At 52.9% G+C, this 20,825-nt stretch carries 18 protein-coding genes and 1 pseudogene; 13 read left to right on the top strand and 6 right to left on the bottom strand.

Features of this window, described 5'->3' with window-relative positions; all coding sequences use genetic code 11:
* Positions 1-35: 35 nt before the first annotated feature.
* Positions 36-1,676, bottom strand: coding sequence for a phosphoglucomutase (alpha-D-glucose-1,6-bisphosphate-dependent) (pgm, locus tag DBY68_RS06175; RefSeq protein ID WP_108473903.1), 1,641 nt, complete (start codon positions 1,674-1,676; stop codon positions 36-38).
* Between the two features lie 24 nt (positions 1,677-1,700).
* Entirely contained in the window at positions 1,701-2,258 is a 558-nt protein-coding gene (seqA, locus tag DBY68_RS06170) for a replication initiation negative regulator SeqA (protein ID WP_015965343.1), read from the bottom strand.
* A gap of 183 nt (positions 2,259-2,441) precedes the next feature.
* On the opposite strand from seqA, the gene ybfF reads away from it, so the two are divergent.
* The 8 genes from ybfF (at position 2,442) to DBY68_RS06130 (ending at position 10,076) form a co-directional block, all read left to right on the top strand.
* A complete protein-coding gene (gene ybfF / locus DBY68_RS06165; protein WP_108473905.1) occupies positions 2,442-3,206 on the top strand; it encodes an esterase in 765 nt (254 codons plus the stop codon).
* Between the two features lie 129 nt (positions 3,207-3,335).
* Positions 3,336-3,629, top strand: coding sequence for a LexA regulated protein (gene ybfE, locus DBY68_RS06160; protein ID WP_015965345.1), 294 nt, complete (start codon positions 3,336-3,338; stop codon positions 3,627-3,629).
* 150 nt (positions 3,630-3,779) lie between these two features.
* Positions 3,780-4,310, top strand: a complete 531-nt coding sequence (gene fldA / locus DBY68_RS06155; RefSeq protein ID WP_108473906.1) for a flavodoxin FldA — start codon at positions 3,780-3,782, stop codon at positions 4,308-4,310.
* A 281-nt stretch (positions 4,311-4,591) separates the two neighbouring features.
* Positions 4,592-5,044 (top strand): ferric iron uptake transcriptional regulator, encoded by a 453-nt coding sequence (fur, locus tag DBY68_RS06150; RefSeq protein ID WP_013367108.1) that lies wholly within the window; start codon positions 4,592-4,594, stop codon positions 5,042-5,044.
* A gap of 127 nt (positions 5,045-5,171) precedes the next feature.
* Positions 5,172-6,098: a tricarballylate utilization LysR family transcriptional regulator TcuR gene (gene tcuR, locus DBY68_RS06145; protein ID WP_108473907.1), complete on the top strand. Its 927-nt coding sequence runs from the start codon at positions 5,172-5,174 to the stop codon at positions 6,096-6,098.
* Positions 6,099-6,195: 97 nt separating this feature from the next.
* Positions 6,196-7,599 carry an FAD-dependent tricarballylate dehydrogenase TcuA gene (gene tcuA / locus DBY68_RS06140; protein ID WP_108473908.1) on the top strand — a complete coding sequence of 468 codons (1,404 nt, stop codon included), beginning with the start codon at positions 6,196-6,198 and terminating at the stop codon, positions 7,597-7,599.
* Complete coding sequence (gene tcuB, locus DBY68_RS06135) at positions 7,586-8,725, top strand: tricarballylate utilization 4Fe-4S protein TcuB (protein ID WP_108473909.1); 1,140 nt, start codon at positions 7,586-7,588, stop codon at positions 8,723-8,725. The genes tcuA and tcuB overlap by 14 nt, the downstream gene beginning before the upstream one ends.
* 55 nt (positions 8,726-8,780) lie before the next feature.
* Positions 8,781-10,076: an MFS transporter gene (locus DBY68_RS06130; protein ID WP_108473910.1), complete on the top strand. Its 1,296-nt coding sequence runs from the start codon at positions 8,781-8,783 to the stop codon at positions 10,074-10,076.
* Between the two features lie 52 nt (positions 10,077-10,128).
* On the opposite strand, the gene chiQ is transcribed toward DBY68_RS06130, so the two are convergent.
* Positions 10,129-10,461, bottom strand: a complete 333-nt coding sequence (gene chiQ / locus DBY68_RS06125; RefSeq protein ID WP_108473911.1) for a ChiQ/YbfN family lipoprotein — start codon at positions 10,459-10,461, stop codon at positions 10,129-10,131.
* 51 nt (positions 10,462-10,512) lie between these two features.
* Positions 10,513-11,916 (bottom strand): chitoporin, encoded by a 1,404-nt coding sequence (gene chiP, locus DBY68_RS06120; RefSeq protein WP_108473912.1) that lies wholly within the window; start codon positions 11,914-11,916, stop codon positions 10,513-10,515.
* 75 nt (positions 11,917-11,991) lie between these two features.
* Between chiP and DBY68_RS23245 the strand changes: the two are divergent.
* A pseudogene (locus DBY68_RS23245) lies at positions 11,992-12,111 on the top strand (hypothetical protein); the annotation flags it as partial.
* Between the two features lie 199 nt (positions 12,112-12,310).
* Here the strand turns inward: DBY68_RS23245 and glnS are convergent.
* Complete coding sequence (gene glnS / locus DBY68_RS06110) at positions 12,311-13,975, bottom strand: glutamine--tRNA ligase (RefSeq protein ID WP_108473913.1); 1,665 nt, start codon at positions 13,973-13,975, stop codon at positions 12,311-12,313.
* Between the two features lie 183 nt (positions 13,976-14,158).
* Positions 14,159-16,180, bottom strand: coding sequence for an N-acetylglucosamine-specific PTS transporter subunit IIBC (gene nagE / locus DBY68_RS06105; RefSeq protein ID WP_108473914.1), 2,022 nt, complete (start codon positions 16,178-16,180; stop codon positions 14,159-14,161).
* A gap of 322 nt (positions 16,181-16,502) precedes the next feature.
* Here nagE and nagB point away from each other — a divergent pair, with 322 nt between their 5' ends.
* The 4 genes from nagB (at position 16,503) to nagD (ending at position 20,577) form a co-directional block, all read left to right on the top strand.
* A complete protein-coding gene (nagB, locus tag DBY68_RS06100) occupies positions 16,503-17,303 on the top strand; it encodes a glucosamine-6-phosphate deaminase (protein WP_015965356.1) in 801 nt (266 codons plus the stop codon).
* Positions 17,304-17,358: 55 nt separating this feature from the next.
* A complete protein-coding gene (nagA, locus tag DBY68_RS06095) occupies positions 17,359-18,504 on the top strand; it encodes an N-acetylglucosamine-6-phosphate deacetylase (RefSeq protein ID WP_108473915.1) in 1,146 nt (381 codons plus the stop codon).
* 12 nt (positions 18,505-18,516) lie between these two features.
* A complete protein-coding gene (locus tag DBY68_RS06090) occupies positions 18,517-19,737 on the top strand; it encodes an N-acetylglucosamine repressor (protein ID WP_108473916.1) in 1,221 nt (406 codons plus the stop codon).
* An 87-nt stretch (positions 19,738-19,824) separates the two neighbouring features.
* The gene (nagD, locus tag DBY68_RS06085; protein ID WP_108473917.1) at positions 19,825-20,577 is read left to right on the top strand and encodes a ribonucleotide monophosphatase NagD; all 753 of its coding nucleotides are present in this window, start codon (positions 19,825-19,827) and stop codon (positions 20,575-20,577) included.
* Positions 20,578-20,825: the final 248 nt, after the last annotated feature.

Raw genomic sequence — 20,825 nt, 5'->3', positions numbered from 1 at the left:
AGGAGCCTTTCGGCTCCTTTTCACAATCGATCAGATTACGCGTTTTTCAGCACTTCACTAACAATCTCAACCGCTTCTTTCTCAATCTGCTTGCGATGCTCTTCACCCAGGAAGCTCTCGCAGTAGATTTTATATGCGTCTTCCGTGCCTGACGGACGCGCGGCAAACCAGCCGTTGTCGGTCATCACTTTAAGACCGCCGATAGATGCGCCGTTACCCGGTGCAGCCGTCAGACGTGCGGTGATAGGGTCGCCTGCCAGCGTGCTGGCGCTCACCATCTCTGGAGAGAGTTTAGACAGCGCCGCTTTCTGTGCAGAAGTCGCGCCCGCTTGCAAACGGTTGTAGCTTGGCGCGCCGAAGCGTTTAGCCAGCTCGTTGTAATGCTCTTGCGGGTTTTTGCCGGTGACGGCGGTGATTTCCGCAGCCAGCAAGCACATGATGATGCCGTCTTTATCAGTCGACCACGGCGTGCCGTCGAAGCGCAGGAACGATGCCCCGGCACTCTCTTCACCGCCAAAGCCGAAGCTGCCGTCAAACAGGCCATCAACAAACCATTTGAAGCCCACCGGCACTTCCACCAGCTTACGGCCCAGATCGTTTACCACACGGTCGATCATCGCCGAAGAGACCAGTGTTTTGCCCACGGCGACATCTTTGCCCCACTGCGGACGATGCTGGAACAGATAGTTGATGGCAACCGCCAGATAGTGGTTCGGGTTCATCAGACCCGCAGGCGTGACGATACCGTGACGGTCGTAGTCCGGGTCGTTGGCGAACGCGAGGTCAAACTTGTCGCGCAGCGCCAGCAGGCCCGCCATTGCGCACTCGGAGGAGCAGTCCATACGGATGGCGCCATCTTTGTCGAGATGCATAAAGCGGAAAGTCTGGTCAACCTGGTCGTTAACAATGGTCAGGTTCAGGTTGTAGTATTCACCGATACGTTTCCAGTATTCGATACCGGAACCGCCCAGCGGATCGACGCCCAGCGTCAGGCCCGCTTTCTGGATAGCCGCCATATCGACGATATCCGCCAGCCCTTCGATGAAGGGTTGTACCAGATCCCTCTCTTTCACATGGCCGGACGCCAGCGCGGCATCGAGAGAAATACGTTTCACGCCTTTCAGGCCATCGGCCAGCAGCGCATTGGCGCGATCTTCCACCACTTTGGTGACGTTAGTATCGGCCGGGCCACCGTTAGGCGGATTGTATTTGATGCCACCGTCTTCCGGCGGGTTGTGAGACGGCGTAATCACGATACCGTCTGCCAGTGGGCCACCTTTTTTGTTGTGAACCAGAATGGCGTTTGACACCGCAGGCGTCGGCGTAAAGCCGTTATTTTCCTGCACAATGACATCCACACCGTTTGCCGCCAGCACTTCGAGCACCGAGATAAACGCCGGTTCAGAGAGCGCGTGGGTATCTTTACCGACGAAGCAAGGGCCGGTAATGCCGTTTTTCGCACGATCTTCGGCGATAGCCTGCGCGATCGCCAGAATATGAGGTTCATTGAAACTCTGGCGCGCCGCGCTGCCACGGTGTCCGGAAGTACCGAACTTCACTGCATGCTCTGCGTTACCCACTTCCGGTTTCAGCACATAGTACTGAGAGGTCAGTTGGGCGACGTTAATCAAATCACTCTGTTGTGCAGGCTGGCCCGCACGGTTATGGATTGCCATTGCTTGATCCTTCTTATGCAAGGGTTAGATTGTGCCGCATACCTTTTCGATTAATTCAGCGGGGAACTGCATGGTTTGCATGATGTGTTCCACCATACTGCATTTACGACCGGTATTGGTATTCGTGATTACCCAATATGGGGTTTCCGGTACCTGTTTCGGTTTAGTCTGATTACCGTTTTTCAGCAGGGTTTGCTCGTTGGCGGCAAAGTAGACACGCGTGCGCCCATGAAGCGATTCCGTCGCTTCGGCAAACGCGTTGTTATCCAGTTTGTAGAGCGTCGTCAGGATCAGCATAAAGCGATTGACGGCTTTTTTCTGCTCGGCGTATTCGTCAGAGAGCAGCAGTTCACGCATAGCACGAACTTTGTCTTTCGCGGTTTTAACCGGTTTTACCTCGGCAACTGGAGCAACCTGAGCAGGCGCGACTTCAGCTTTGGCAACCGGAGCAGCAACAACAGGTTGTGATGCGGCGGAAAACTTCAGCATTCGCCGTAAAATGTCGGATGCGCTCTCGCCAATGTGCAGTGTGTGGGCGGCAATATAGCGATAGAGTTCGTCATCAACTTCGATCGTTTTCATCTTAATCCAGTGCAATAATTTTTCTGAATACAAGTTGCTGGGATTATATGTTCAAAACCCAACAGCGGATAGCGTCATACCAGGATAGCGGCAAAAATGGGATAAAAATCGTATCTTGCCCCTGAATGTGAGAATGTCCAACATAATACCCTAACCCGACAGAGCGAAAAAAAGAACTTTGCTATGAAATTGAATACCCGAGCGCAATCTGCACAAAACCTGCACAATAATTCCCCCATCATGCTCGTTCACGGCCTTTTTGGCAGCCTTGATAACCTCGGCGTGCTGGCACGCGACCTGGTAACCGACCACGATATCCTGCAAGTCGATATGCGTAACCACGGTCTTTCGCCGCGAGCAGATGAGATGAACTACCCGGCGATGGCGCAAGACTTACTGGATACCCTCGACGCCCACAACATTGAGAAAGCCACGGTGATTGGTCACTCGATGGGCGGTAAAGCGGTGATGGCCCTGACCGCCCTGGCCCCGGAACGTATCGAGCATCTGGTCGCTATTGATATCGCGCCGGTGGACTATCATGTGCGTCGCCACGATGAGATTTTTGCGGCGATTAACGCAGTCACCCGCGCGGGCGTCTCCTCACGCCAGCAGGCCGCAACCGTCATGCGCGAATTTTTAGCCGAAGAAGGCGTGATTCAGTTTCTGCTGAAGTCATTTGTTGACGGCGAGTGGCGCTTTAACGTGCCGGTGCTGTGGGATCAATACCCGCACATCGTCGGCTGGGAGACGATTCCGGCGTGGGATCACCCGGCACTGTTTATTCCCGGGGGGAATTCGCCTTACGTTACCGAAGCTTACCGTGACGACCTGCTCTCGCAATTTCCGCAGGCGCGTGCGCATGTTATCGCTGGTGCCGGTCACTGGGTGCATGCTGAAAAACCGGACGCGGTACTGCGCGCCATCCGCCGTTATTTAGCAGACTGATTAAAAACTCAACGACCGCGCGCCATTATGGCCGTGGTCGTTGGCGTGTCGGTTGCACTGATGTATGATTGCGCGCTGTCTGCACCGGGCGTTTCCCGGTAGCTTGTTTCCCCGAAGTCACTCTGAATCATGGCAAAAGAACAAACGGACCGCACGACAATTGATTTGTTCGCAAATGAGCGTCGGCCGGGAAGACCCAAAACCAATCCGCTTTCGCGTGACGAACAGCTGCGCATCAATAAGCGTAATCAATTAAAACGCGATAAAGTTCGCGGTCTGAAGCGCGTCGAACTGAAACTCAATAACGACGCGGTAGATGCCCTGAACGAACTGGCAACCGCGCGCGATATGAGTCGCAGCGAGCTTATCGAAGAGATTCTGATGAGCCAGTTAGCCGTGCTCCGCGCGCAGGAAAAGCTCTGAAAATTACGTAAAATCCCGCTTTCATGTAGCAGAGTGTGCAGTCCGGTACGATTGCTGATTCCGCACCCTTCTCTGTTCTGCTATGATTGCCCTTATCTGTGGGCAATACGCCACCACCATATCATTAAGTTTCAAGAGGTTATTTAACTCATGGCAATCGTTGGCATTTTCTTTGGTAGCGACACCGGCAATACCGAAAATATTGCAAAAATGATTCAGAAACAGCTTGGTAAAGACGTTGCCGACGTGCATGACATTGCCAAGAGCAGCAAAGAAGACCTGGCTGCATTCGACATTCTGCTGTTAGGTATTCCGACCTGGTATTACGGTGAAGCCCAGTGCGACTGGGACGATTTCTTCCCGACTCTGGAAGAAATTGATTTCAATGGCAAACTTGTTGCACTGTTCGGCTGCGGCGACCAGGAAGACTACGCGGAATACTTCTGTGATGCGCTGGGTACTATCCGCGACATCATTGAACCGCGCGGTGCGACCATCGTCGGCCACTGGCCAACGGCCGGTTACCACTTCGAAGCCTCTAAAGGCCTGGCCGATGACGATCACTTCGTGGGTCTGGCTATCGATGAAGACCGTCAGCCGGAACTGACCGCTGAACGTGTAGAAAAATGGGTTAAACAGATTTCTGAAGAGCTGCATCTGGAAGAGATTAAAAACGCCTGATGTTTAATGCGGCGTGATTGTTAAATCGCGCCGCATTAATAGGTAGAAGCAATCAAAATAATAGCTACAATTTTTTAACTTTTGAGCGTAAATCTGTACAATATCTTCTGAATTTAGCGAGTTTGCAGGTCAAGCCTCGTTTTCGATATCTTTATTCGCCCAGGTCTTGCTGTTTTCATTTAGAAGGCGTCATTCTATAATGAGACGCATTACACTCGGTGCACTCTCTGTGTTACTTCCGCGTTTGGAAGTCAATCGTTTAGCAACAGGACAGATTCCGCATGACTGACAACAATACCGCATTAAAGAAGGCTGGCCTGAAAGTCACACTTCCCCGGTTAAAAATCCTGGAAGTGCTTCAGGAACCAGACAATCACCATGTCAGTGCGGAAGACTTATACAAACGCCTGATCGACATGGGTGAAGAGATTGGTCTGGCGACCGTCTATCGCGTTCTCAATCAGTTTGATGACGCTGGCATCGTTACACGCCATAATTTTGAAGGTGGCAAGTCCGTTTTCGAACTGACTCAGCAACACCATCACGATCACCTCATTTGCCTCGACTGCGGCAAAGTTATCGAATTCAGCGATGATTCCATCGAAGCCCGCCAGCGTGAAATCGCTGCGAAACACGGGATCCGCTTAACCAACCACAGCCTGTACCTGTATGGTCACTGCGCTGAAGGTGACTGCCGCGAAGATGAACACGCGCACGATGGCGTAGAGAAGTAATTATCTTCAGGATTCTGTAAAGCCAACCTTCGGGTTGGCTTTTTTATTGGTGTGTACTTCCTTTTTCTCACTTCCCTCTCCGCTAATGTTGCTTTAATGTAAAATCCCCCACCTTTTGGAGAGTGAGATGGAGCTTCGCCAGTTACGCTATTTTGTCCGCATTGTCGAAACCGGCAGCATGGGTAGTGCGGCCCTCGATCTGAATATTGGCGTTTCGGCACTTAGCCAACAGATGACCCGGCTGGAAAACGATCTCGCCATTCGTCTGTTGCAGCGGACGTCACGCGGCGTGACGCCGACCCATGCGGGTTTAGCTTTTTTCTCACAGGCACAACTGGCTATCCGCCATGCCGATGATGCGATTCTCGCCGCCAGAGAAGCACGCCTTTCCGGACACGTCAGCGTAGGCATGGCACCCAGTACCGCCTCTATTCTCGGTATCCCCTTCATGAAAGCCATGCGTGAAAGCTACCCCGACGTGCGTCTGCATGTTGTCGAAAGCCTTTCCGGCAATCTGGAGCGAATGATAAATACCCGTCAGATTGATTTAGCCATTGTCTTTCAAAAGGAAAAAATCGTTCGCTGGAGCGCCAGGCCTATCCTGGAAGAGCGACTGTTTCTCATTGCCCACCATACCCTGCTTGATAACATTGCCGATGACACGCTATCACCGGTACAGCTGTCTGGTATCCCCCTCATTATGCCGAGCCTGGGCCACGGACTGCGTGGGAGATTAGAAACAATGGCCAGGGAACACGCCATACATCTTGATATCGTCTCAGAGATTGATGGTCTTGCCTTGTTAATGCAGTCCGTGCGAAACGGTCTGGGGGCCACGCTTCAGCCTGGCGCTGCCGTTTCGCATCTTGATAGTGAAGTCTTGAGAGTGATCCCGATCCACAATCCTATACTTAGCCGCCCCAACTTTCTGGTCAGTTTATCGGATAACGAATTGACCCCCGCAGGCCTTGCCACCCGCGTCGTACTCACCAAAGTCATGCGTGAACTCGTTCAGGAAGGAGAGTGGCCGGGCGCAACGCTTTACCTTAACTAAACCCCTGTTTAGCAAACCAGCATAGCGCTCTTGCAAATTAGCCATGTACATTTCAATTACAAATTTAACAAAAAGTTAAAGTGTAATGAGGTTGAAGATGGTTGATGTTCTGGTGATTGGCGGCGGAAATGCCGCCTTATGCGCCGCCCTGACGGCTCGCGAAGCGGGTGCTTCGGTGCTCATGCTGGAAGCGGCACCCCGCCAGTGGCGCGGAGGAAATTCGCAACACACGCGTAATTTACGCTGCATGCATGACGCGCCACAGGACGTTCTGGTAGAGAGCTATCCCGAAGAGGAATTCTGGCAAGATCTGCTTCGCGTCACGGAAGGTAACACCAACGAAGCGTTGGCCCGACTGGTGATCCGTACGTCATCCGAATGCCGCGACTGGATGCGTCGGCATGGCGTTAACTTTCAGCCGCCCCTTTCCGGCGCGTTGCACGTCGCCCGCACGAACGCCTTTTTCATGGGCGGAGGCAAAGCCCTCGTCAACGCCTACTATCGCAGCGCCGAAAATCTGGGCGTGGAAATACGTTATGACACGCCTGTGCAGGCTCTGGAGCTTCAGGACGGAGAATTCGTTGCCGCACTGGCAGGAGACGAGCGCATTGAAGCCAGATCTTGCGTGCTTGCCGCTGGAGGTTTTGAATCCAATCGCGAATGGCTGCGCGAAGCATGGGGGGAAAACGCGCGAGGAGAATGGCCTGCCGACAACTTTCTGATCCGCGGGACACGGTTTAACCAGGGTGTACTGCTCAAATTTATGATGGATAGCGGCGCGGATATCATCGGCGATCCCTCCCAATCCCACTGCGTAGCGATTGATGCCCGTGCGCCACTTTACGACGGCGGCATTTGTACGCGTGTTGATTGTGTATCGTTGGGCATCGTCGTCAACCGCGACGCGCAACGTTTCTATGACGAGGGTGAAGATTTCTGGCCGAAACGTTATGCCATTTGGGGGCGTCTGGTCGCTCAACAGCCTGGGCAGATTGGTTATTCCATTATCGACAGTAAAGCGATCGGCCATTTTATGCCCCCTGTTTTTCCCGGAGCTCAGGCGAACACGTTAGAAGAACTCGCCCGTCAACTGGGCCTTGACGCGACCCGTTTTGCCAGGACAGTGACCCAATACAACCAGGCATGCCAGCAAGGACAATTTGATCACACCACGCTCGACAACTGTGCCACCGAAAATCTTATGCCACCAAAATCGCATTGGGCGCGGCCAATCGACACGCCCCCCTATTATGGCTACGCCCTCAGACCCGGGATCACTTTTACCTATCTTGGGCTTCGGGTTAACGATCGTGCGGCGGTTCATTTTGCCGGGCGCCCAAGCCGGAATCTGTTTGTCGCAGGGGAAATGATGGCCGGAAATGTGTTGGGTAAGGGGTATACCGCAGGCGTCGGCATGTCCATCGGGACAACTTTCGGGCGCATCGCAGGGAAAGAGGCCGCGCTGGCGGCAAAACGGGAGGTGCGCAATGAAGCAGCTTGAGAAACTCATTATTGAGGCGAAAATACTGACCGAACCTGAAGCAGAAGTTGAACGGGTGATGCAGGTGTGTAATGCCTGCCGCTATTGTGAAGGTTTTTGCGCGGTATTTCCGGCGATGACCCAGCGGCTGGCGTTCGGCAAAGCGGATATCAACTATCTTGCTAACCTATGTCACAACTGTGGTGCCTGCCTGCACGCTTGTCAGTATGCGCCACCGCATGAATTTGCTATCAATGTGCCAAAAGCCATGGCGGAAGTGCGCCTGGAGACCTATCAACATTATGCGCAACCTGCTGCGTTCGGAGCACTCTATCGTCGGGCCGGGCTGACCGTTACTCTGGCCCTGGCTTTCGGTCTGGTACTCTTTTTACTTCTCGCGATGGCATTGAAGGGGCAGCTTACACACCCTCCGCTTGCCGGCGATTTTTATCAAATCTTTCCCCATAATTTGCTGGCGTGGATGTTTGGTTCGGTTTTTGCCATAGCGGTAGCGTTACTCATGGCGGGAATCATACGTTTCTGGCGAGAAATCACACCGGGCACTCCGCACGTCAGAGATATCGCTAAAGCCTCTCACGACGCCCTCACCCTGAAATATCTTGATGGCGGCCATGGCAAAGGCTGCAACGAAGCAGACGATGCCTTTACATTGCTGCGCCGTCGCTTTCATCACTTCACTTTTTACGGATTTATGCTCTGTTTTGCCGCCACGCTTGTCGCCACGGCTTATCACTATATTGCCGGTTGGGAAGCCCCCTACCCCTTCTTTAGTGCGCCGGTCATACTCGGCACCCTTGGCGGGCTGGGACTGCTTATCGGCCCGGCAGGGTTACTGTGGCTGAATTTTCGCCGCTCACCTTTGCATGGCGATCCGCGACAAAAGCCGATGGATCGAGGATTCATCATGCTGTTATTACTCACAAGCCTCACGGGCTTAGGGCTGCTGGCGGGAAGAGATACGACGTGGATGGGGATCCTGCTTGCCATCCATCTTGGGGTCGTAATGGCGTTTTTTTTAACCCTACCCTATGGAAAATTTGCCCACGGATTTTACCGGTGCGCTTCTTTACTCAAGTGGGCTATTGAGAAGCGACGCGGAAAACAGGCGGGAGTCGCTGGCGACTAACCCACAAACGCTTACCTCTATAAAAACAAGATGAAGACACTGGAGAGCAGACCCAATGACACAACCTACCTCACGCGCCGGCACGTTCGGCGCCATCCTCAGAGTCACAAGCGGTAATTTTCTCGAACAGTTTGACTTCTTTCTGTTCGGCTTTTACGCCACGTATATCGCGAAAACCTTTTTCCCGGCGGAAAGTGAGTTTGCTGCGCTCATGCTGACCTTTGCGGTTTTCGGCTCAGGTTTCATGATGCGGCCAATCGGCGCTATTGTATTGGGTGCCTATATAGACCGAATTGGCCGGCGCAAAGGGCTGATGGTTACGCTTGCGATCATGGGCTGCGGTACATTACTTATCGCGCTGGTTCCGGGGTATCAGACAATCGGTATACTTGCACCGGTTCTGGTGCTGATTGGACGCTTGTTGCAAGGATTCTCCGCAGGCGTGGAATTGGGTGGTGTCTCGGTTTATCTCTCAGAGATAGCCACGCCGGGTAATAAAGGCTTCTATACCAGTTGGCAATCCGCCAGCCAGCAGGTTGCCATCGTTTTTGCGGCACTGATTGGCTACGCCCTGAATGCAACACTGGGGCACGATGCCATTTCAGAGTGGGGCTGGCGAATTCCGTTCTTTATTGGCTGTATGATCATTCCTCTTATATTCGTTCTGCGCCGTTCGCTTCAGGAGACCGAGGCGTTTTTACATCGTAAGCATCGCCCGGATACCAAAGAAATTTTTACAACGATCGCGAAAAACTGGCGAATCATTACTGCCGGCACGCTGTTGGTCGCAATGACAACAACGACGTTTTATTTCATCACTGTCTATACCCCAACGTATGGCCGGGCGGTACTGAATCTCAGTGCGCGTGACAGTCTGATCGTCACCATGATAGTTGGTATATCGAATTTTATCTGGTTGCCCATTGGCGGCGCGATATCTGACAAGATTGGACGTCGTCCCGTATTGATGGGCATTACATTACTGGCGTTGTTCACTACCTGGCCCGTAATGCAGTGGTTGACTGTGGCACCTGATTTTACGCGTATGACGTTGGTATTACTCTGGTTTTCATTTTTCTTCGGTATGTATAATGGTGCAATGGTCGCCGCACTCACCGAAGTGATGCCGGTCTATGTCCGAACAGTTGGCTTTTCACTTGCTTTCAGTCTCGCTACCGCCATTTTTGGTGGCCTCACGCCGATTATTTCAACGGCATTAGTTCAGTTGACTGGCGATAAGAGCGCTCCTGGATGGTGGCTCATGTGCGCCGCCTTGTGCGGGCTTGCCGCCACGGCGATGCTGTTTGTTCGCCTCAGCCGGGATTATCAGACGGCAGAAAATAGACTCTAAAAGAAAAACGGGCGGCGATTTTCTTCCGCCCGTAAAAACCTGTCTCGTTGATTTATTTTGCGGTATTGTTGCTGCGAATTTCCTGCCAGATTAAACCGCAATCTTTCTTCACGGCCTGATCGTTACCGGTTTTTCGCGCCAGAATACACGCCTGATAATCACTTACCCGTATGGTCTCCTGATTGGCAAACTGCTGATGCGCCTTCTCTTGCTTCAGCACGTTCAGCACCTGCTGGCAGGCCTCGATTTTTTCCGGCGAGCCCTCGGCGGTATTGATACAGGCGCTATACGCCTCTTTTAAACGGGTATCTTCTTTGGGTGCTTCAGACTGCGCGCAGCCCGCCAGCGCCGCGACAAGCGCGGTCATCATCATCATTTTTTTCATGTTATTAGCCTTATACGACACGGCGGGCTCTGCGGCCCGCCTGAGTACTTATCAGAAGATGGTGAACGGTGCGATAACCATGAATTTCACGTCACGCTCATCCTGGAAGATGTTGCCGTAACCGCCGCCCCAGCTCGGGATATCGGAGTGGTTGTCGTACTGGGTGAAGTGCAGTTTGAACAGCGTGCCTTTCGCGCGGCCTTCCTGTACGGTATACGCCACGTCGAAGCTGTAAGAAGACTCTTCGATGGTTCTGTTTTTGTCGTAGTATGCATCCGGGTTGATCTGCCAGGTAGACGGTTTGGCGTCCCAGGCATAGACGTATGATGCCCCCACTGCCCAGCCCGGCAGGTTCCAGTTCTTAAGGTCATACATTGCACCAAAGAACACCGCTTTTTCGCCGTTGGCGTTGAAGTCAGAACGGTTATCCCACCAGATATCCAGACGACCATTTGAGGAGGCGTAGGTTGGTGTCATACGCTGCAGGAAGTAGCCCTGCTGGCCTTCAGCCTTAACCCATGTCCCTTCCAGGCGCAGGTCAACCTGCCCCACTTTGTAACCGAAGGTCAGCGCCTGCAACCACGCGGTGCCATCGTAAATATCGTTTACAGAGCGATCATCGACTTTATCGCGGGTACCGTAGAACTGATAGCTGGTAGACAGCGGGCTACCGGCGATATCAAATTTGTAGCTGGCTTTGGCGAAGTACTGATCGACATAGCCTTCTGCCTGACCAAATGCCGCTTCCAGCACCAGGTCATTTTTGAAGTCATATTTCATACCGATGGAGTGCAGATAATCGACTTTCGTGCGTTTATCGTTCTGGTAGAAATTATCCATTTCGATATGCCATGGGGCCTTATATTCATTGGTCCACATGTAGGAGAAGCTCAGCGCACCGGCATCATCAAAGTCAAAATTCGCTCCGGCTTCCGCGCCCTGATAAGTACCCGGCATAAAGCTCCAGTGCGGCGCTAACAGCGTTTGACCGGTTGGCTGAATATAACCACCGCGCGCCCAAACCGGGCCGTACTTAAATTTCGCAGCGGCTTTATAAAGGCTTACACCGCTTTTATCGCCGGAGTAATCTTCCGAGTAGCCTTTATTTTTAGAAGAGAACGCAATTTCGTTCGGGTGACCGCTTTCTGAGGATTCTGCCATTTCGATAGCGGTAAATGCGGCAATATCGAGGCCGAACATATCAGCGGCATAGCCGGACTGGAAATCGAGGTTGGCGTTCCAGGTGGAGTGAGAAAGGTTGGTTTTATATTTGTCGTTATCGGTCACATCTTTACGGTCACGCTCACGCTGCCAGTAATAGATGCCGCCCGTTAGCGTGGAGTCATCAATAAAGCCTGCTGCACTCGCCTGGGGAACAATAACCAGGCCCGACATTGCTGTGACACCGGCAATAGCCAGCGCCAGCGTACTACGTTTGCCACTGAACGTACGCATATGTGTATCCTCTTTGACTTTTAAAATGCCGCCGCAAAGCAGAGGCTAAAAATAAAAAACAGATAAAAAAGTAGCGTGGTGAAAAGCACCTTTTGCTACAGGATTAGATTATTTTTCGCGACGCGAATTATCAATCCTTTTTCGCAAGCAAAACGCAGGACTATGACAAAGCGCACATATTTCGTTGCGTCTTGTAACAAATGCGATTTATTAACATTAAGCGGCGCAACGCCTTATCTCATCAGGGGAAAATGTTAATAGCACAGGTTGCGGGGATGTATCTGTATGAAATGATGCAAACGGATGATGCCTGCATAAAAAAGATTAATTCGCATCGCGAATATGAGAGATAAAAAAAACGCCGCAGAGGCGGCGTTTTTTCGCAAACAGGGGATTACTCGCCTGCTTTCGCCCAGGTGTCGCGCAGGCCAACGGTGCGGTTGAACACCAGTTTTTCTGCGGTAGCGTAGCGGCTGTCGAGGCAGAAGTAACCTTCACGCTCGAACTGATACGCTTTACCGGCAACAGCGTCTTTCAGGGACGGCTCAGCAAAGCCCTGCTTGATTACCAGCGATTCCGGGTTCATCACCGACAAGAAATCTTCCGCCGCGCCCGGGTTCGGCACACTGAACAGACGATCGTACAAGCGGATTTCAACCGGCAGCGCGTGTGCTGCGCTCACCCAGTGAATAACGCCTTTCACTTTACGGCCATCTGCCGGATCTTTGCTCAGGGTGTCAGCATCGTAGGTACAGAAGATGGTGGTGATATTACCTTCCTCATCTTTCTCTACGCGTTCTGCTTTAATCACGTAAGCATTACGCAGACGCACTTCTTTACCCATCACCAGACGCTTGTACTGCTTGTTGGCTTCTTCGCGGAAGTCAGCGCGATCGATCCAGATCTCGCCGCTAAACGGCACTTCACGGCTGCCCATTTCCGGTTTGTTCGGATGGTTCGGCATGGTGACCATTTCGCCTTCGCCCTGGTAGTTTTCGATAACCAGTTTCACCGGATCGATCACCGCCATTGCGCGCGGGGCGTTTTCGTTAAGATCTTCACGAATGCAGGATTCCAGCGACGCCATCTCAATGGTGTTGTCCTGCTTGGTCACGCCGATGCGTTTGCAGAACTCACGGATAGCGGCGGCGGTATAACCACGACGACGCAGACCGGAAATGGTCGGCATACGCGGGTCATCCCAGCCTTCAACGTGTTTTTCCATGACAAGCTGGTTCAGCTTGCGCTTGGACATCACGGTGTATTCCAGATTCAGGCGCGAGAATTCGTACTGGCGCGGGTGAACCGGAATAGAGATGTTGTCGAGCACCCAGTCATACAGACGACGGTTGTCCTGGAACTCCAGGGTGCACAGGGAGTGCGTAATGCCTTCCAGCGCATCGCTGATGCAATGGGTAAAGTCGTACATCGGGTAGATGCACCACTTGTTGCCGGTCTGGTGGTGCTCGGCAAATTTAATACGGTACAACACCGGGTCGCGCATGACGATGAACGGCGACGCCATGTCGATTTTCGCGCGCAGGCAGGCTTTACCTTCTTCAAAACCGCCGGTACGCATTTTTTCAAACAGCGCCAGGTTCTCTTCGACGCTACGATCGCGGAACGGGCTGTTTTTACCCGGCGCAGTCAGGGTGCCGCGGTATTCGCGGATCTCTTCCGGTGACAGTTCGTCAACATAGGCCAGGCCTTTGTTGATAAGTTCTACCGCGTACTGGTGCAGTTGATCGAAATAGTCTGAGGAGTAGTGAATATCACCAGCCCAGTGAAAACCTAACCACTCGACGTCGTGCTTAATCGACTCGACGTATTCGATATCTTCTTTTACCGGGTTAGTGTCATCAAAACGCAGGTTGCACAGGCCCTGATAGTCCTGCGCGACGCCAAAGTTCAGGCAGATCGATTTCGCATGGCCGATGTGCAGATAACCGTTCGGCTCAGGCGGAAAACGGGTATGGACTGTGGTGTGCTTCCCACTGGCCAGATCTTCATCGATGATCTGACGAATAAAGTTACTCGGGCGGGCTTCAGCCTCACTCATCGTGGATTCCTCAAAAGCGTAAATAACGTATAACGGCGTATGATCTTATAAGCCGGACGCCGAGACAACCCTTAACTTACAGAAAATGCGTCTTTGAAGAGGAATATGGGGATCATTTGCTGCAAAAAAAAGCGGCGGAGGATAGTCCCCCGCCGCTTAAGGCAATCGCGAACTCAGGAGCGATTATTTACCTTTAATTTCATACAGCGCTGTTTGCCCTGCGACGACATGACCCTGCGCCTTAATGACCAGGCCACTGAAGTCGTCGATGTTGCTGCAAACCACCGGGCTAATCATTGAACGTGCATTGGCGTTCAGGTAGTCGAGATCCATTTCCAGAACCGGCTGACCTGCTTTCACTTCCGCACCCTCTTCCACCAGGCGAGTAAAGCCCTGGCCGTTCAGCGCAACGGTATCGATACCCATGTGGACAACGATTTCCGCGCCTTTCTCGGTTTCCAGGCAGAACGCATGGTTAGTATTGAAGATTTTCACGATGGTGCCCGCTGCCGGAGAAACCACGGTTTTATCCGTCGGTTTAACCGCTACGCCGTCGCCTACCGCTTTGCTGGCAAAGGCTTCGTCTGGCACCTCTTCCAGCGCCACCACTTCACCGGTTACCGGAGAAACCAGCTCGGCAATCACGGTGCTGTTATTCGGTACGGCCTGTGGTTTTGCCGCAGGCGCTGCTGCCGGTGCCGCAGTGGCTTCAGCCGCCGCGACCGGGCCTGTGGTTTTCATCGCGTTGGCGATTTTCTCTGCCACGAAGCCAACGATAATCTGCACGCTGGTTTTGTTCAGGCGAATCACGCCGGATGCGCCCAGACGTTTCGCCATCGCATCGTTCACCAGAGAAGAGTCTTTCACGTTCAGACGCAGACGGGTGATACAGGCATCAATGCCGGTCAGGTTGTCAGAACCGCCAATCGCGGCGATGTACTGACGCGCCAGGCCGGAAACATCCTGCTCTTTATCGCTGCCTACATTGGTGTCCTGACCATCCGCTTCGCTACCGGCAACCGCCAGCTCGCGACCCGGGGTCATCAGGTTGAATTTGGTGATGGTGAAACGGAACACCACGTAGTAGATAACGAAGAACACCAGCCCCTGCGGGATGAGCATCCACCAGTGTGTCGCCAGCGGGTTACGCGAGGAGAGCACCATATCCACCAGACCCGCGCTGAAGCCGAAACCGGCAATCCACTGCATGCTGGCCGCGATAAATACGGAGATGCCGGTCAGGAAAGCGTGGATCACATACAGAACCGGTGCCACGAACATGAAGGAGAATTCCAGCGGCTCGGTGATCCCGGTGAAGAATGCCGCAAAGGCACCTGCCATCATGATACCCAGCACTTTCGCTTTGTTTTCAGGACGCGCGCAGTGATAGATAGCCAGCGCGGCACCCGGCAGGCCGAACATCATGATTGGGAAGAAGCCCGCCTGATAACGACCGGTGATACCGACTACCGCTTTACCCGCTTCGATAGACTGTGCGCCACCGAGGAAGTTAGGAATGTCGTTAATGCCCGCTACGTCGAACCAGAACACGGAGTTCAGCGCGTGGTGCAGGCCAACCGGGATCAGCAGGCGGTTGAAGAAGGCGTAAACGCCCGCGCCAACGGAGCCCAGCTTCTGGATGTGCTCACCGAAGTTCACCAGACCGTCGAAAATCACCGGCCAGATGTACATCAGAATAAAGGCGACCACGATCATCACAAAGGAGGTCAGAATCGGCACCAGACGGCGACCGCTGAAGAACGACAGCGCCTTCGGCAGCTCAACGCTGCTAAAGCGGTTATAGAGTTCCGCAGAGATAATACCGACCAGAATACCCACGAACTGGTTACTGATCTTACCGAACGCCGCCGGAACCTGGTCCGCCGGGATTTTTTGGATCATCGCCACTGCCGCCGGAGAACATAACGTAGTCAACACCAGGAAGCCTACGAAGCCAGTCAGCGCCGCAGCACCGTCTTTATCTTTCGACATCCCATAAGCCACACCAATGGCAAACAGGACGGACATGTTATCAATAATGGCCGAGCCAGACTTAATGAAGAACGCGGCAAGGGCGTTATCGCCACCCCAGCCGACAGGGTCGATCCAGTAACCAACCCCCATCAAAATTGCCGCCGCAGGCAGCGTGGCGACCGGCACCATCAGGGCGCGACCGACCTTTTGTAAATAACCTAGAATACTCACTTTATTCCCCCTATGAGACCCCGTTAGGCTCACGCTTTGCTGTTTTTTATAGTGTTACAACTGATAAGTACGACGAATTATTCATTGACATGTGGAGTGTGTGAAAAATTAATTCGTATCGCAAATTAAACACCCTTTTTTTGTGATTTTTGTCACCAAATATCGCTATACCCCCTCCCTTTTGCTGGCTAACTCGCAAAACTTATTTTATCATTCAAAAAATCAAAGCGGATTGACCCCTTGTTACCGCGAAAGTGCGTTACGCTTTAAGATAAGCATTCGTCAATCCACGACCTTTTTAAATTAACTATTGAGGTGAACAATGAGACTGATTCCCCTGGCTACAGCAGAACAAGTGGGCAAATGGGCCGCGCGTCATATCGTTAACCGCATCAACGCGTTCAACCCGACCGCCGATCGTCCGTTCGTGCTGGGTCTGCCGACTGGCGGCACGCCGCTGACTGCCTATAAGGCACTGGTAGAAATGCATAAAGCGGGCCAGGTTAGCTTCAAACACGTTGTAACGTTCAACATGGACGAATACGTGGGCCTGCCGAAAGAGCATCCGGAAAGCTATCACAGCTTCATGCACCGTAATTTCTTTGACCACGTGGATATTCCGGCTGAAAACATCAACCTATTGAATGGTAACGCCGCAGATATTGACGCAGAATGCCGTCGTTATGAAGAAAAAATTCGTTCTTACGGCAAAATCCACCTGTTTATGGGCGGCGTGGGCAACGATGGTCACATCGCGTTCAACGAACCGGCCTCGTCTCTGGCTTCCCGTACCCGTATCAAAACCCTGACACACGAAACCCGCGTGGCGAACTCCCGTTTCTTTGACGGCGACGTCTCTCTGGTTCCAAAATATGCGCTGACCGTTGGCGTGGGCACCCTGCTGGACGCAGAAGAAGTGATGATTCTGGTGCTGGGCAACCAGAAAGCACAGGCGCTGCAGGCGGCCGTAGAAGGCAACGTCAACCACATGTGGACCATCAGCTGTCTGCAGTTGCATCCGAAAGCCGTTATGGTCTGCGATGAGCCGTCTACGATGGAGCTGAAAGTGAAAACGTTGAAATATTTCAACGAACTGGAAGCAGAAAACATCAAAGGTCTGTAATGTATTATCGCCCTGCGGTATGTGCAGGGCGCTTTTTAGAAACCCGGGGGTCGTAATGTATGCATTAACTCATGGTCGGATTTACACTGGCCGCGAAATTCTGGATGACCACGCGATTATTATCGCTAATGGCCTTATCGAACGTCTCTGCCCGCTGGCAGAATTACCGTCAGATATTGAACAACGTTCAGTCAACGGCGCCATTATTGCCCCTGGTTTTATCGACGTTCAGCTGAACGGCTGCGGCGGCGTGCAGTTCAACGATACAGCAGAAGCCGTAAGCGTTGAAACGCTGGAAATCATGCAGAAAGCCAACGAAAAATCGGGCTGCACCAGCTATCTGCCAACGCTTATCACCTGTAGCGACGATCTTATGAAACAGGGCGTGCGCGTGATGCGCGAGTACCTGGCCAAACATCCTAATCAGGCGCTGGGCCTTCATCTGGAAGGGCCGTGGCTGAACATTATTAAGAAAGGCACCCATAACCCGGCCTATATCCGCAAGCCAGAAGCCTCGCTGGTCGACTTCCTGTGCGAAAACGCGGACGTGATTACCAAAATCACCCTGGCCCCGGAAATGGTGGAGCCTGAGGTTATCCGTAAACTGGTTGCCGCAGGGATCGTGATTTCTGCGGGTCACTCCAATGCGACGCTGGAAGAAGCCAAAACCGGCTTCCGCGCGGGCATTACGTTTGCCACCCACCTTTATAACGCGATGCCGTACATCAGCGGCCGCGAACCGGGTCTGGCGGGCGCCATTTTTGACAATGCCGATGTCTACTGCGGGATCATCGCTGATGGCCTGCACGTCAACTACGCCAACATCCGTAACGCCAAACACCTGAAAGGTGAGAAACTGTGTCTGGTTACGGACGCCACCGCGCCGGCAGGTGCAAATATTGATCAGTTCATTTTTGCTGGTAAAACAATATACTACCGTAACGGTTTGTGCGTAGATGAAAACGGTACGCTAAGCGGCTCCTCTCTGACCATGATTGAAGGCGTTCGCAACCTGGTCGAGCACTGCGGCATTGCACTGGATGAAGTGCTGCGTATGGCCACACTCTACCCGGCTCGCGCAATTGGCGTTGATGGGCATCTGGGTCAGATTGCCCCGGGCATGACCGCAAACCTGACCGCGTTCACGCGCGATTATAAAATCACCAAGACCATCGTTAATGGTAACGAGGTCGTTAACTGAGTAAGCGAAAGTATGACATCAGGCGGACAAGCTCAAATTGGTAATGTTGACCTCGTAAAACAGCTTAACAGTGCGGCCGTTTACCGCCTGATTGACCAGCATGGGCCAATCTCGCGCATTCAAATCGCCGAACAGAGCCAGCTTGCTCCCGCCAGCGTAACCAAAATTACGCGTCAGCTTATTGAGCGCGGATTGATTAAAGAAGTCGATCAACAGGCCTCCACCGGGGGCCGCCGCGCTATCTCTATCGTCACCGAAACCCGCAATTTTCACACCATCGGCGTGCGCCTTGGCCGTCACGATGCGACGCTCACTCTTTACGATCTCAGCAGTAAAGCGGTGGCTGAAGAGCACTACCCCCTGCCCGAGCGTACCCAGGAAACGCTGGAACATGCGCTGCTCAATACCATCGCCACCTTTATAGAAACCTGCCAGCGCAAAATTCGCGAGCTGATTGCTATTTCCGTGATTTTGCCCGGCCTGGTTGACCCGGAAAGCGGCGTGATCCGCTATATGCCGCACATTGCGGTAGAAAACTGGGGACTGGTTGGCGCGCTGGAAAAACGCTTCAAGGTTACCTGTTTCGTCGGCCACGATATCCGCAGCCTGGCGCTGGCAGAGCACTACTTCGGTGCAAGTCAGGACTGTGAAGACTCTATTCTGGTGCGTGTGCATCGGGGAACCGGCGCCGGGATTATCTCTAACGGGCGCATTTTTATTGGTCGTAATGGTAACGTCGGTGAAATCGGACATATCCAGGTCGATCCGCTGGGCGAGCGCTGCCACTGCGGTAACTTCGGCTGTCTGGAAACCGTCGCCGCCAACGCCGCCATTGAACACCGCGTGCGTCACCTGCTGGAACAGGGCTATCAGAGCCGCGTGACACTTGATGATTGCACTATCAAAACCATCTGCAAAGCCGCCACTAAGGGTGATGCGCTGGCAACGGAAGTGCTTGAGCATGTAGGACGTCATTTAGGTAAAACCATCGCTATTGCGATTAACCTGTTCAATCCGCAGAAAATTGTCATTGCCGGTGAAATCACCGAAGCTGAACGTATTTTGCTGCCTGCTATCGAAGGCTGCATTAACACCCAGGCGCTGAAGGCGTTTCGCAAAAATCTGCCGGTGGTGCGCTCTACGCTCGATCACCGCTCCGCGATCGGCGCGTTTGCGCTGGTCAAACGTGCGATGCTCAACGGGATTCTGTTGCAGCATTTGCTGGAAGGTTAATCCTCTTGCGCGCAGGCTGCCTCTCGCAAGGCAGCCTGCGTAATTCCGTGTATAATTACGCCTCTTTCAGACCATGTCAGGTAGTCCATGACCATTCAGAATGTAATTTGTGATATCGACGGCGTGCTGATGCACGATAACGTGGCCGTACCCGGTGCCGCAGAATTTCTAACACGAATTCTGGAGAAAGGCCTGCCGCTGGTACTGTTGACCAACTATCCTTCCCAAACCGGGCAGGATCTGGCGAACCGTTTTGCTACCGCAGGCGTTAACGTGCCGGACAGCGTGTTTTATACCTCCGCGATGGCTACCGCCGATTTCCTGCGTCGTCAGGAAGGGAAAAAAGCTTACGTTGTCGGGGAAGGCGCGCTGATCCACGAACTTTATAAAGCCGGTTTTACCATCACCGATGTGAATCCGGATTTTGTGATCGTCGGCGAAACCCGCTCCTACAACTGGGAGATGATGCATAAAGCGGCTTTCTTTGTCGCCAACGGCGCGCGCTTTATTGCTACCAACCCGGATACCCACGGTCGCGGCTTTTATCCGGCCTGCGGCGCGCTGTGCGCGGGCATCGAAAAGATTTCCGGCCGCAAGCCTTTCTACGTGGGTAAACCAAGCCCGTGGATTATTCGCGCGGCATTGAACAAAATGCAGGCGCACTCGGAGCAGACAGTGATTGTCGGCGATAACCTGCGTACCGATATTCTGGCGGGCTTCCAGGCCGGGCTCGAAACCATTCTGGTGCTTTCTGGCGTCTCGACGCTGGACGATATCGACAGCATGCCGTTCCGCCCTTCGTGGATTTATCCATCGGTTGCGGAAATCGATGTGATTTAAGTCGTTAGGTTGCCGGATGACATGTTGCTTATCCGGCAACACTTGCAACCATCGATTCATTCAATAAAAACACCAAAATATTGTTGATTCGCTAATTCCATCGTTCATAACCTGTCCATTTTTCAGCATCCATTAACTCCTGTTGCACTATTTCTTTTTCAGCCCCTAAAACGCTTGCGCCCTCTTGCGCTTTACGGCATTTTTTAACCCATAGCCACAACAATTTCACGACATTACAGGGTTAACGG

It is taken from the genome of Pseudocitrobacter sp. RIT415 (assembly GCF_003057695.2).
GTDB lineage: Bacteria > Pseudomonadota > Gammaproteobacteria > Enterobacterales > Enterobacteriaceae > Pseudocitrobacter > Pseudocitrobacter faecalis.
This window is presented reverse-complemented; position numbering and strand designations above follow the sequence as displayed.